This window comes from Shouchella miscanthi, assembly GCF_007725405.1.
GTDB classification, from domain to species: domain Bacteria; phylum Bacillota; class Bacilli; order Bacillales; family Bacillaceae_D; genus Shouchella; species Shouchella hunanensis.
Genome location: NZ_CP042163.1, coordinates 2,969,864 through 2,983,372, shown reverse-complemented (window position 1 = coordinate 2,983,372; position 13,509 = coordinate 2,969,864). Strand labels below are relative to the sequence as shown.

The 13,509-nt window shown below is 40.3% G+C and carries 12 protein-coding genes and 1 other annotated feature; of the genes, 6 read left to right on the top strand and 6 right to left on the bottom strand.

Annotated elements, in window-relative coordinates:
- Positions 1-74 precede the first annotated feature (74 nt).
- The 4 genes from FPV17_RS15120 (at position 75) to ccpA (ending at position 3,556) form a co-directional block, all read left to right on the top strand.
- Positions 75-521, top strand: a complete 447-nt coding sequence (locus tag FPV17_RS15120) for a DUF948 domain-containing protein (RefSeq protein WP_035393898.1) — start codon at positions 75-77, stop codon at positions 519-521.
- Position 522: 1 nt separating this feature from the next.
- Positions 523-966 (top strand): YtxH domain-containing protein, encoded by a 444-nt coding sequence (locus FPV17_RS15115; RefSeq protein WP_035393901.1) that lies wholly within the window; start codon positions 523-525, stop codon positions 964-966.
- A gap of 154 nt (positions 967-1,120) precedes the next feature.
- Positions 1,121-2,212: a bifunctional 3-deoxy-7-phosphoheptulonate synthase/chorismate mutase gene (locus tag FPV17_RS15110; RefSeq protein ID WP_144559367.1), complete on the top strand. Its 1,092-nt coding sequence runs from the start codon at positions 1,121-1,123 to the stop codon at positions 2,210-2,212.
- 345 nt (positions 2,213-2,557) lie between these two features.
- The gene (gene ccpA / locus FPV17_RS15105) at positions 2,558-3,556 is read left to right on the top strand and encodes a catabolite control protein A (RefSeq protein WP_035393903.1); all 999 of its coding nucleotides are present in this window, start codon (positions 2,558-2,560) and stop codon (positions 3,554-3,556) included.
- A 25-nt stretch (positions 3,557-3,581) separates the two neighbouring features.
- Here the strand turns inward: ccpA and FPV17_RS15100 are convergent, their stop codons facing one another.
- Genes FPV17_RS15100 through FPV17_RS15090 form a run of 3 tightly spaced genes read right to left on the bottom strand, consistent with a single transcriptional unit; the run spans position 3,582 to position 6,078 of the window.
- The gene (locus tag FPV17_RS15100) at positions 3,582-4,748 is read right to left on the bottom strand and encodes an acetoin utilization protein AcuC (RefSeq protein WP_144559366.1); all 1,167 of its coding nucleotides are present in this window, start codon (positions 4,746-4,748) and stop codon (positions 3,582-3,584) included.
- Entirely contained in the window at positions 4,748-5,398 is a 651-nt protein-coding gene (locus FPV17_RS15095; RefSeq protein ID WP_035393906.1) for an acetoin utilization AcuB family protein, read from the bottom strand. The genes FPV17_RS15100 and FPV17_RS15095 overlap by 1 nt, the downstream gene beginning before the upstream one ends.
- 47 nt (positions 5,399-5,445) lie before the next feature.
- Positions 5,446-6,078, bottom strand: coding sequence for a GNAT family N-acetyltransferase (locus FPV17_RS15090; protein ID WP_035393908.1), 633 nt, complete (start codon positions 6,076-6,078; stop codon positions 5,446-5,448).
- 186 nt (positions 6,079-6,264) lie between these two features.
- Between FPV17_RS15090 and acsA the strand changes: the two genes are divergently transcribed.
- Positions 6,265-7,974: an acetate--CoA ligase gene (acsA, locus tag FPV17_RS15085; RefSeq protein WP_035393910.1), complete on the top strand. Its 1,710-nt coding sequence runs from the start codon at positions 6,265-6,267 to the stop codon at positions 7,972-7,974.
- A gap of 40 nt (positions 7,975-8,014) precedes the next feature.
- On the opposite strand, the gene FPV17_RS15080 is transcribed toward acsA, so the two are convergent.
- Positions 8,015-10,519 carry a transglycosylase domain-containing protein gene (locus FPV17_RS15080; RefSeq protein WP_186370629.1) on the bottom strand — a complete coding sequence of 835 codons (2,505 nt, stop codon included), beginning with the start codon at positions 10,517-10,519 and terminating at the stop codon, positions 8,015-8,017.
- 104 nt (positions 10,520-10,623) lie between these two features.
- Positions 10,624-10,833: a binding site (T-box leader), on the top strand.
- 45 nt (positions 10,834-10,878) lie between these two features.
- Here FPV17_RS15080 and tyrS point away from each other — a divergent pair.
- Positions 10,879-12,123: a tyrosine--tRNA ligase gene (tyrS, locus tag FPV17_RS15075; protein ID WP_144559365.1), complete on the top strand. Its 1,245-nt coding sequence runs from the start codon at positions 10,879-10,881 to the stop codon at positions 12,121-12,123.
- Between the two features lie 67 nt (positions 12,124-12,190).
- Here the strand turns inward: tyrS and rpsD are convergent, their stop codons facing one another.
- Complete coding sequence (rpsD, locus tag FPV17_RS15070; protein ID WP_035393914.1) at positions 12,191-12,793, bottom strand: 30S ribosomal protein S4; 603 nt, start codon at positions 12,791-12,793, stop codon at positions 12,191-12,193.
- 211 nt (positions 12,794-13,004) lie between these two features.
- Positions 13,005-13,502 (bottom strand): free L-methionine (R)-S-oxide reductase MsrC, encoded by a 498-nt coding sequence (gene msrC, locus FPV17_RS15065; protein ID WP_144559364.1) that lies wholly within the window; start codon positions 13,500-13,502, stop codon positions 13,005-13,007.
- Positions 13,503-13,509: the final 7 nt, after the last annotated feature.

Here is a 13,509-nt window from a genome sequence, read left to right as displayed (position 1 = left end):
TCCAACCCCTAATTTGAATCTTTTGTTTTAAGATAGTAAAATTGGGTAAAGAACAAGAGGAGGGGGTATGCTAATTGGAGGCTTTGCTATACATAAGTGTATTCATTATTGCGATAGCAATTGCACTTTTTGTTATTTACGTAATCATAACGCTGAAATCAACAACAAAGACATTAGAACAAACTTCAGCAACGATTAAATCACTTGAAGTGCAGATGAAAGGTATCACAACAGAGTCAGAACAGCTATTAAAGAAAACAAATGCTTTAGCTGATGATGTTCAACGTAAGTCCGATTCACTTCAAGTATTATTCGACTCATCGAAAGATTTAGGGGAATCGTTAAAGTCGGTTAACCAATCGGTTAGACAAGTGACAACAAAAGTGAACGCGGAAACTAGTCGAAATGCTGAAACAGTTTCTCAAGCCATTCAATGGGGTCAGGCTGTTTTGGATTTCTATACAAAGTTTAAGCAACGCAAACAACAATTAGAACAAAAACATTCTAGGGAGGAACTTTAAAATGGGTGACATGAATACAAAAGACTTTTTAATTGGTACATTAGTAGGTGGAATTGTAGGAGCGACTACAGCTCTTTTTCTAGCGCCGAAGTCAGGGAAAGAACTTCGCAGCGATATTAGTGAGCAAGCATATAACGCGAAAGAAAAAACAGCTCAGTTAACAAACGATGTTTATGAAAAAGGAAACGAGTGGGCTGACATCGCTAAAGAAAAATCATCAAATTTAGCAAAAGTGGTAACTGATCAGTCACAACAAGTAGTGGATAAAGTGAAAGACTTAAGTGCAACAGCAAAAGAGGAAGCAGAGAACCAAGTGGAAGAAGCAAAAAGCTTAGCGAAAGATTTAAAAGAAGATGCTGAAGAAGCTGGTAAAAACATTTCTGAAACAGTTAAAAGTGAAGTGAAAGATGCTGAAAAAAAAGCAAAGCAAGCGGCTAAAAAGTAATCAATAGTGAGTGGGTTAAGCCCACTCTTTTTACCACCTGTATACTTTAGTGCATAAAAGCGTTTAAGTAATAAAGAAAAAAGTCGTGACTTTTTGCGAGCTCTTCGTTATAATAAACAGAATAAATAAAAGAACATTGGAGAGGTGGAGAGAAATGAGTCACGATCAGCTAGACGAATTAAGAGATCAATTAGATAAGGTCAATTTAGATTTACTTGAACAAATTAACAAGCGGGCTCGTCTTGTTAAAGAAATTGGTGAAGTAAAAAGACAGCAGGGTATAGCTCGATTTGATCCAGTACGTGAAAGAAAAATGCTTGATCACATTGCAGAGCACAATAGTGGTCCGTTTGAAACAGGAACCCTTCAGCATTTATTTAAGCAGATTTTTAAAGCAAGCCTAGAGCTTCAAGAGGAAGACAATAGTAAAGCACTTCTCGTTTCTCGAAAAAGACACCCTGAAAATACAACCGTTAATGTTAAAGGTGAAACGATTGGTGATGGCAAACAACGCTTTGTTTTTGGCCCGTGTGCAGTTGAGAGCTATGAGCAAGTCCTAGCCGTTGCAAAAGAAATGAAAAAACATGGTCAGCGTCTATTAAGAGGCGGAGCATTTAAACCAAGAACATCACCTTATGATTTCCAAGGGCTTGGTTTAGAAGGGCTGAAAATTTTAAAACGTGTTGCTGATGAGCTTGATATGGCCGTTGTCAGTGAGATCGTTACACCGAAAGATATCGAATTGGCTTTGGATTACGTAGATGTGATTCAAATTGGAGCTCGTAACATGCAAAACTTTGAGCTCTTAAAAACAGCTGGTTCTGTTAAAAAGCCAGTACTACTAAAACGCGGACTATCAGCGACGATAGAAGAATTTATTCATGCAGCAGAATATGTTGTGTCCAAAGGAAACGACCAATTGATGCTTTGTGAAAGAGGTATTCGTACGTACGAAAAAGCAACAAGAAATACGCTAGATATCTCTGCCGTTCCAATTTTAAAACAAGAAACGCATCTACCTGTAATGGTTGATGTTACGCATTCAACAGGAAGAAAAGACCTCTTGCTTCCTACTGCAAAAGCAGCACTTGCTATTGGTGCAGACGCAGTTATGGCTGAAGTACATCCAGATCCAGCAGTTGCGTTATCTGATTCTGCTCAACAAATGAACTTTGATGAGTTTAATTCATTTATGACTGCGTTAGAATCATCAGGGTTAATTAAACAAGCAGTGACACAATCTTAAATTATAATGATAAAAAGAAAAAAGGCGTTTTCGCGCTTTTTTTCTTTTTTATTTGTTCCTCTATTACTTACTACCTGGATTCTCTTACTCAAATCCTTTGTTTAAAGTTTACTAAAAACGGGCACATTATTAATGGTAGCGCTTCAACTGTTTTCCATAAAAAAGAAAACTGTTTTTCATTTATGAAAATGTTTGTGATAATGAGCTTTTATATTGCACTAAATCTTTGTATATCGTATTCTTATAGGAAATAAGTTTGAAAAACAGAGTTTAGTGAACTTAATAATACACATTTGATAAAACATAAAAAGGAGGATAACTGCTGAAGTTTAGCAGGTAAAACATATGAATACAACCATTTATGATGTAGCAAGAGAAGCAGGCGTATCTATGGCAACAGTATCAAGAGTTGTTAATGGAAACCCAAATGTAAAACCAACAACAAGAAAGAAAGTTCTTGAGGCAATCGAACGTTTAGGGTATCGACCTAATGCTGTAGCTCGAGGATTAGCGAGTAAACGAACAACAACAGTAGGTGTAATCATTCCAGATATTTCAAGTATTTTCTTTTCGGAATTAGCGCGTGGTATTGAAGATATCGCAACGATGTACAAATATAACATTATCTTATGTAACTCAGATCAAAATAAAGACAAAGAAATTCATTTAATCAACACATTACTTGAAAAGCAAGTGGATGGAATTGTGTTTATGGGTGGAGAAATTACTGAAGAGCACGCAGAGCAATTTAAACGCTCGCCAGTACCGATTGTTCTAGCTGCAACGTTAGATAGTGAAAAGTCGTTTCCATCTGTTAATATTGACTACACAAAAGCGGCAGAAGACGTTATTCAGTTTTTAATTGATAAAGGTCATGAACGAATCGGTATGTTAAGTGGATCATTAGAAGATCCCATCAACGGCTATCAAAAATTCGCTGGCTATCGAAACGCTTTAGAGAAGAATAACATTGAGTTTGATGAGGACTTAATCGTCATTGGTGATTACTCATACGATTCAGGTATTGAAGCAATGGATTCTTTTGTAGAAGTTGAGAAGAAGCCAACAGCCATTTTTGCTTCAAATGACGAAATGGCTCTCGGTGTTATTCACGGTATTCAAGACAAAGGGTTACACGTTCCTGAGGATTATGAAGTGGTTGGATTTGACAATACGCGCTTAGCAACAATGGTTCGTCCTACATTATCAACTGTTGTTCAGCCGTTATATGATATCGGTGCTGTATCCATGCGTCTGTTAACGAAACTAATGAATAAAGAAGACGTATCAGAGTCGACTGTCACATTACCTCACCGTATTGAAAGCAGAGACTCAACAAAATAAAGAAAAATGATTGGCTGTCTGCCAATCATTTTTTTTCTTGTTCGCGTCGGATATGATAAAGTGCTTTATCGACAGTAAGTCGGTTTTTTTCGGTTATTTCGGTTCTACGTGGAATAACAGGAAAGGCTGGATCTGACCAAGTAGAAGGAAGAATTTCCGCAGCTTCTTTTTGCCATTGTTGCAGCCAAGATTTAGGAATCCGTTCCTCAGCAAGGTGAAGCTGATCAGTCATCGCTAGCCAAATATAGGACCAAGCTCTTGGAACTACACGCCACTTATCGTAGCCTCCCCCGCCAATCGCAACCCAGCGACCTTCACAATATTCATGTGCCAATTCATGCACAATGGCAGGAATTTCACGAAACGATTGAATAGAGAGGTGAAGGTGAGACAATGGGTCATAATAATGCGCATCCGCTCCATTTTGCGTTAAGATGATATCCGGGCGGAAAAAGGTCACAGCCTCTTTAAGTGATTCCCTATAGGCGTGAAGAAAGGAGTCATCTTCTGTGAAGGCATCTAATGGAATATTAATAGAATAACCAAAGCCTTCCCCAGACCCTTTCTCTGTCACATGACCGGTTCCTGGAAATAAATAACGGCCAGTTTCATGAATACTTAATGTACAAACATCAGAATCTTCATAGAAAGCCCATTGAACACCATCTCCATGATGGGCATCTGTATCAACGTAAAGTACGCGAGCGCCATATTTGCGTCGCATGTATTCAATCGCAATCGATGAATCATTGTAGACACAAAAACCAGATGCTCGTCCTCTAAAACCGTGATGCAAGCCTCCTCCAAGATGAAATGCATGCGCATATCCATCTCGTAGCACTGCATCACAGGCAGCAATTGTCCCTCCAACTAAGTAGGAAGAAGCTTCATGCATATGAGGAAAGACAGGCGTGTCTTCTGTTCCTAATCCAAATGTTTGCGCTTTAACCGTATCAAGTGACCCTTGCCCACCTTCTTTAACAGCTTCTATAAAGTTAGGATCGTGAATGTAGGCTAATTGTTCATCTGTTGCTCGCTCTGGTGAAATGATCTGTACACCCTCTAATGCACCGATTGACTCTAATAAAGAGTGGGTCAGTTGGAGCCTAAGAGGATGAAATGGATGAGTATCACTAAACTTGTACGGATACGCATCTGCCCCATAAATAAAGGCAGAACGTTCTTTCGTCATTACCGTTCACCTCCAATGGATGGGAGGGATGGTCCGTATACGTCATAGCCACTGTCAGCAAGCTTCTGAATGACTTTTCTTGGGTCGATCGTTTGTACACGAAAAGAAAGCATATGATAGTTTACTTTTTGACTTGGGTACGCCACAGCACTGACAATGTTCACACCAGCTTGTTTGAAAATAGTCGCTACATCTGCGAGCATTCCAGGATAATTTTGCACACATACTTCAATGACAGACGTAGGGCGGTCTGCACCAAGAAGTGCTGTCAAGCTGTACAGAATATCTGACTCTGAAATAATGCCTATTATACGTCCATTAGCGGTTATTGGTAAACAGCCAATCCGATGTTGATAGAATAATTTAGCCGTTTCTTGTACATCGTCATCTTCGTGAGCCGTTAAAACAGGCGACGCCATTATGGATGAAATCGGTTTCAAAAACACAGACTCATCTGTTTTCTGAGTTAAAATCGACGGGCGCACATCGCGTATATCTCGATCGGAAATGATCCCAATAACATTGTCATCATGATCGATAATTGGAATATGACGAATCGATTTTTGCTCCATTAAATCAATAGCGTCTTGAATTGAATGAGTTGAAGTAAGTGTATAAACGTTTGTACGCATAATAAGATGTAATTTCATTTGTGTACACCCTGCTTTCTAAGCAGAACGTAGCCCCCTCTCGTTCGTTAATACATAAAGCGGTTAACAAAACGAAGCTGATCAAACTGTTCCATAGAAGCTTGATCAATATTCGCACCAATACGTGCCATCAAACAATTAGCAGGATGAGAGCTAATTTCTGGGTCATCTGTAGCGAACCAAATCAGTCCACCTGCATTCATCATCTTTTCCATTACTTTACGATATTCCCAAACATCAAGACCGCTTCCTTTTAAATCCCAGTGCCAATAGTATTCTGTTGTTATAATGATATAGTTTTCCATTGCAGGATCTTTCATTGATATCTGAAGTAGCTGTTTTCCTAATCCATTTGCTCGATACTCAGGTGCAATTTCAATCGCACCAAGTTCAATTAGATTTTCCATCTTTCCTTCTGACCAGCGCTCAAGTGGGTCGGGGTAAACGAAGGTGACGTAACCGACAATTTTCTGATCGTCACGAATGACATTAATTCTTCCTTCAGGAAGTTCAGCTATTTCGATTAGTGCTTTTTTTTGCGCTTCAGCAGGGCGAAAAGAAACGAGTGCTTCATGATAGTCTAATGCTTCAATTTCATTTGGTTGTAATGGGCCTTCTAAATAAAGCGTTTTCGACTGAAAAGAGAAAGGTTCTCTAACAAACTTTTTTGGATGGTCCATGGCTTCACCTCAATTAAACATTCTTCCCAACCAGTATACTACAGATCAAGTCTAACGTCTTTTCTTATCGTTAAAGGATTAGAAATTGACTAGCACTTCTGAAAGTTATTAAGATGAATCAATTGAAATCGAGACGTTTCTTGTATATAATAAACTCAATTAGAGAAGGAGAGGTGTGAAGCTATTATGAAAGCGCTTCCTGTTATTGATGGACAATATAACCTGAAAAATTATGAAGAAGCAAAAGAACAATTTAATTGGGATCAAGTAAAACAAGCATTCTCTTGGAATGAAACAGGAAAAATGAATATAGCCTATGAAGCCATTGACCGCCACGCTGAAAATGGGAAAGCGGATCAAATTGCGCTTTACTATAGTGACGCACGTCGAGATGAACGCTATACATTTAAAGAGTTAAAAGCATATTCCAACAAAGCAGCAAATGTGTTGAAAGAAGCGGGTGTAGAAAAAGGAGACCGTGTATTTATTTTTATGCCAAGATCTCCTGAACTTTATTTTGCGCTTCTTGGTGCAGTCAAATTAGGTGCGATTGTAGGCCCATTATTTGAAGCGTTTATGGAGGGAGCTGTTAAGGATCGCCTTGAAGACAGTGGCGCTAAAGTACTTGTAACAACGCCTACATTACTAGAGCGTGTGCCGTTTAACGATTTACCGCAGCTCGAAACGGTTCTTGTTGATGATAAAAAGTATGAAGATAACGGCGCGTTTCTTCAATTTAATAAACGGTTAGACGAAGCATCAGATGAATTAGAAGTAGAATGGGTGGATAAAGAAGATGGACTTATTCTTCATTACACATCTGGTTCAACAGGAAAACCAAAAGGTGTTTTACATGTTCACGAAGCAATGGTACAACACTACCATACGGCTAAAATCGTACTTGACTTAAAGGATGATGATATTTATTGGTGTACAGCGGATCCCGGTTGGGTAACAGGTACATCTTACGGAATTTTCGGTCCTTGGCTTGCTGGTGTGACGAATGTGGTACGTGGCGGACGTTTTTCTCCAGATGATTGGTATGAGACGATTCAACGTTATCATGTAACCGTTTGGTATAGTGCACCAACTGCATTTAGAATGCTTATGAGTGCAGGGGATGAGCTTGTGAAGAAATACGATCTTTCTTCATTACGCCATGTATTAAGTGTTGGTGAGCCTCTGAATCCTGAGGTTGTCCGTTGGGGGAAAAATGTCTTCGATCTTCGTATTCACGATACGTGGTGGATGACGGAAACAGGTGCTCAAATGATTTGTAACTATCCAGCAATGGAAATTCGTCCAGGTTCAATGGGGAAACCAATTCCAGGTGTTTACGCGGCCATTGTTGATGATCGAGGGAATGAACTACCTCCAAACCGGATGGGGAATTTAGCCATTAAAGCTGGCTGGCCGTCGATGATGCGTTCCATTTGGAATAACGAACCGAAGTTTAAGAGTTATTTTGAAGTAGCAGGCTGGTATATCTCTGGTGATTCAGCATATATGGATGAAGATGGTTATTTCTGGTTCCAAGGAAGAATTGACGATGTCATTATGACAGCAGGTGAACGTGTTGGTCCATTTGAAGTTGAAAGCAAACTTGTGGAACATCCAGCAGTTGCTGAAGCTGGAGTAATTGGTAAACCAGACCCCGTTCGTGGTGAAATCATTAAAGCATTCATAGCTTTACGTGATGGTTATGAAGTAACAGACGATTTAAAAGAAGAGATTCGTCAATTTGTGAAAAATGGTTTAGCTGCCCATGCGGCACCGCGGGAAATGGAGTTCCGTTCTTCTTTACCTAAGACGCGCAGTGGTAAAATTATGCGTCGTGTGTTAAAAGCATGGGAACTTGATTTACCGACTGGTGATCTATCGACAATGGAAGATTAATCAAAAAAACCATCCAACTAGTTGGATGGTTTTTGCTCGTTTATTCTTCTTCATCGTCGGCTGAATCTTCTTCTTCGTCTGTAGTTCCCTCGTCTGTATCATCATCATCTTCATTTTCATCTTCATTGTCTTCATCTTCGTTAGAACTATCGTTTTCTTCTTCGCCGTCGTCAGAAGAGCTGTCATCGTCTTCATCATCATCATCATTATCATTTTCACGTCGTTCGTCTCTTTCTCGTTTGCGTAATTCATCCAGCTGTTTTTGAACCGTGCTTTTTAATTCACTTTGGAAAGGGGACAAACCATCGATTCGAGACAATAGGTTGTTATTATAAAGATCCGTTGTGACTAAACCTTCTTCGTCACAAATGGCGTTTGAAGAACCACCTGTTAACCCACACACGCGACGTTCGGTTAACCCACTAGGACGCTGAAACTTTGTTCCTTCAGCCGTCATTAAGCTTGGTTTTACACTGTACGCTGCATTGGCAATGTTGGCCCAAATATTTTGCGTACGCTCACCAGTACCCATTCCATTGTAGCGTTCTAACAATGGTACTTGTTTGCTGCCTGTATAGCCATTCCAAACACCAAGAGAGACATAAGGGTTTGACGCAACAAACCATGAGTCAATATTCTCATTAGATGTACCTGTTTTACCTGCCCAGTCTGCGCTAAAGTTTAGCAAGCCTGGAACTCGACTAGCTGTTCCGCCACTAGTACTGACGACATCACGCATCATATCGACGAGTAAGTAATTTGATTGTGGGCTAATGTAGTCAAACTCTTTCTTTTCGTGTTCGTACACAATTTCTCCATCGTATGTTTCAATTTTCTCAATCATGTATGCTTCAGGTCGTTTACCATCGTTCGCAAAGGCAGAGTAGGCAGAGACAATTTGTTCTACGGTTGCCCCGCCACCGCCGATAGCAGCTGTTTCAACTGTTGACATATTGGTAACGCCTGAGGATTGAATTAAGTGCTGTTTTAATTCCTCTGGTACGTGCCACCATGCTTTAATGGCAGGTACGTTGCGGGAACGCTTTAAAGATTCACGAAGCGTAATATTCCCATCATGACTATTATCATAGTTGTTAATTGGTACTCCATCTACTCTACGATTAGTCGGCGTATCTGGAATGACAAGCCCTGGTTGGGTCACCCCTGCTTCCAAAGCACCGGCAAACGGTAGAATGGGTTTAATCGTTGAACCAGGTGAACGTAAACGAGTCGTATAATTTAACTGATTATCTAAATTTTCTTCCCGTCCGCCAACGAAACTAAGAATGGCTCCTGTGCGATTATCAATCAAAACGGCACCGACTTCTTCTGGGTCCCCATTGCCATTATTCGGACCGAAATAATAATCAGAATTGCTGGCAGCATCGTTCATTGCGCTATATAAGTCTTCATCAATGGTTGTAGTAATTTTATACCCGCCATTTTCAATTCGATTTTGTACAGTACCGCGCATTTCTTCTTCCTCTAAACTTTGGGCGCTGGCACTAAGCTGATCCCACCCTTCAAAGGACTCTTTCTCTACAGCAAGCAGTGCTTCTGTTGCCCGCTCAAGAATTTCAGATGTTAACCGCGGGTGTCTAGCCATTGGGTCCGGAGCATATTCGATAAAATCAGCGGCAAGGTCATAGTCAAGGGCTTCATCACGCTGCTCTTGGTCAATGTATCCACTCTCATACATCCGGTTAAGGACTGTGCGGAAGCGATTAAAGCCTGGACGTAAGCCATCTTCATCTTTCACATCTGCATCGCCTGTAAATGGTGTGTAGCCGAATGGACTTTGTGGCATACCAGCTAAATAAGCTGATTGGGCTAAATTTAACTCAGACGCAGCTACGCCAAAAATGCCCATTGAAGCCGCTTGAATACCTTCTACATTTCGACCTGAAGCATTTCGTCCAAATGGAACTACATTTAAGTAAGCTTCTAAAATTTCGTCTTTTGACATGAAGTGTTCTAGTCGCATGGCAAGCATAATTTCAGTTGCTTTCCGATCAAACGACACTTCGTTAGAAAGGACTTGTTGTTTAATCAATTGCTGAGTAAGCGTACTTCCACCAGTTTGCACCGACGAATTTGCGATTTCTTGCATCGTAGCGCGAAGCAGCGCTTTTGGAACAATGCCTTCGTGTTCGTAAAAATGTTCATCTTCCGTTGCAACAATAGCCCATTTCACTTCATCAGCTATGTCATCTAATGTCACAATGTCTCGCTCAACATCACTTCGTATTTTTCCTAAATAGACATCGTTAGCTAAATAGATCTCACTCGTTTCTGTTAGAGACCCTACGTGGGTGCGTAATTCTTCTTCTGAGTAAGGTTGCTCATCATGAACGAGAGATGCAAAATAACCGGCTGCTGTTCCACCAGCTAATAGAACGAGTAAAAACCCGACGATAAGTGCAACAAGTAGTAAATTCCAAAGTACTTGGTAGGTAATGCCTACCTTACGAAAAAAATGAATGTCGGCAAGCTTTTGATTCACTTGCTCAAAGGATTTTCTTACATGTAATAGAAAAGATTTCATTGTTTCCCCCCTATAAAGGTGAGTATACCATAAATGAGAATACGGGCATACACGTTCTGTTGACTTTAAAAACGAGGTATGATAAAACTAAGTTTATATTTAGTATACAAGCGTTGAAAAGCCGAAGTATGCCTATGATGTTGTAGTCAGTAGAGAGTTAGCGGGCGGTGAAAGCTAGCACATGTCATGAGCAGAATTACAGCTGGGAGCTTTCTTTGTGTTTACCACAAAGACGGGAAAACCGTTATCGTTAGAGTGGAAGGCTTATTCTGCCTTCAACAAGGGTGGTACCGCGACGAATGTTCGTCCCTTTTTGGGAGGAGCTTTTTTTTGTGTTCAAAAATAGAGGAGGAAGAGACATGTCAGAAGAAAATCAGTTAACCGCTGAGCAAATAAATCGAGTAAATGAGCAAGTTGAAACGCTAATGCGTGGGGTTGTAGAAATTGTGCCAGAAGAAGCATTTCGCAAAAAAATTGAAAAGAGTGTGCGCACAGGTAAGCCTCTTAACATTAAATTAGGCATGGATCCATCTGCGCCTGACGTGCATATTGGTCACACCGTTGTGCTTCAAAAGCTACGTCAGTTTCAAGAATATGGTCATCATATTCAATTGCTAATTGGTGATTTCACAGGTAAGATCGGAGATCCAACTGGAAAATCAGAAACACGTAAAGTGTTAACAGATGAGCAAGTAAAACAAAACGCACAAACCTATGTAGAGCAATACGGCAAAATCTTAGATATGGATAAAACGGAAATTCTTTATAATTCACACTGGTTATCAGAACTGAAGTTTGAAGATGTGTTAAATTTAGCTGGCCAAATGACAGTTGCTCGTATGCTAGAGCGAGAAGACTTTAATAAGCGTTATAAATCTGGTCAAGCGATTTCTGTACACGAGTTTTTCTACCCACTTATGCAAGGATATGATTCTGTGGCAATGGATACAGATATTGAAGTGGGTGGTACAGATCAAACGTTTAATCTTCTGATGGGCAGGCAGTTACAAGATGCGTACGGTAAAGAAAAGCAAGTCATGATGACACTTCCTCTGATTGAAGGGTTAGACGGTGTTCGCAAAATGTCAAAGTCATTGAACAACTATATTGGTATTGACGAAGCCCCAAATGAAATTTTTGGTAAATCGATGTCCATTCCAGATGAGTTAATGGCGAAATACTTTAAGCTTGCGACGGACGTTCCGATGGAAGAAGTAGAAGCCATTGAAGCAGGATTGAAAGATGGCTCCGTTCATCCTCGTGATGCGAAAATGCATCTCGGACGAAAGTTAGTTGAAATGTACCATGGCGAAGAAGCAGCAAAAGAAGCACAACATTATTTTGAGACAGTCTTTCAAAAACGAACGCTACCAACGGATTTACCTGTTGTAGATTGGAATGGTGACAAAGACGTATCCATTATTGATTTACTTGTTGAGTTGAAACTTCAAAACTCAAAAGGAGAAGCGCGTCGTATGATTCAAGGTGGCGGCGTCAAGATTAATGAAGAAAAGCAAGATGACATAAAGATGATCGTTTCAGTGGAAAACGATATGATTGTCCAAGTTGGAAAGCGGAAATTCGCGAAATTACGTCTAGTATAAGAATTAGCGGTGATGCATGCGAAAAAAAACGTCTACCTTTATCAGGCAGACGTTTTTTACGTGCTTATTAACGAGAATACCACTCAACGATAAGTGCTTCTGTGATTTCAGCAGGAAGTTCAGAACGCTCAGGAAGACGCGTGTACGTTCCTTCAAGCTTTTCTTCGTCAAATGATACATACGCTGGAGTGAAGTCATTTACTTCTAAAGACTCTTTCACTGCAGTTAGGTTGCGAGAACGCTCACGAAGAGAGATCGCTTGACCAGGCTTTACGCGGTAAGATGGGATATCTACACGAGAGCCATCTACCATTACGTGACCGTGGTTAACAAGTTGACGAGCTGCACGACGTGTGCGAGCAAGACCTAAACGGTAAACAAGATTGTCTAAACGAGACTCAAGAAGAATCATGAAGTTTTCGCCGTGGATACCAGACATTTTGCCAGCATCATTAAAGATACGAACGAATTGACGCTCATTAACGCCATACATATGACGAAGCTTCTGCTTTTCTTGAAGCTGAAGCGCATATTCAGAAAGTTTTTTACGTTGGTTTGGACCGTGTTGACCTGGAGCGTAAGGACGCTTCGCAAGCTCTTTTCCAGTGCCGCTTAGTGAAACACCAAGACGACGAGATAATTTCCAAGATGGACCTGTATAACGAGACATAAGTAGTCTCCTCCTTGTTATTTTGATTTGCAAAATAACAACCTGTCTGACAATCTCTGAATGTAAGTTATTCCATTTTCATGCACCTTCGCTTCGACAGCTAGAAGTTACACAGTGCACCTCATACCTTGCAGCCGCGAGGAATGGAATAAAACAAACAACAGCTTGTCTCGGCTGTCTTTCACACCGAATAATCATACTTAACATTTGTTTAAAAGTCAAGGTTTGCTTTCAAGTATGGCTCTATTGTTGCAACGAAACGCTCTAAGTAGAGTTGATCTTCCTCCGTAAAGCGATTTTTTAGTGGGCTATCAATATCCAACACGGCAATTACCTTTCCATCATGACACACTGGAACAACAAGTTCCGAATTTGATGCTGCATCACAGGCAATATGACCTGGGAAGGTGTGAACATCTGCAACCCTCATCGTTTTATTCTCAGAAACGGCTGTACCGCAAACCCCTTTACCAATAGCGATGCGAGTACAGGCAGGTAATCCTTGAAAAGGACCTAAAACGAGTTCAGTTTCGTTTACTATATAAAAACCGACCCAGTTTATATCCGTTAAAAATTGACCAAGCAAGGCACTCGCATTTGCATAATTTGCAAGCGTGCTTGGTTCATCCTCTAGTAGTGCTTTTGCTTGTTTTAAAAGCAATTCATATGCTTCTTGTTTATTGTTGGAATATGAGCTTGTTGAAAACATGACAGAT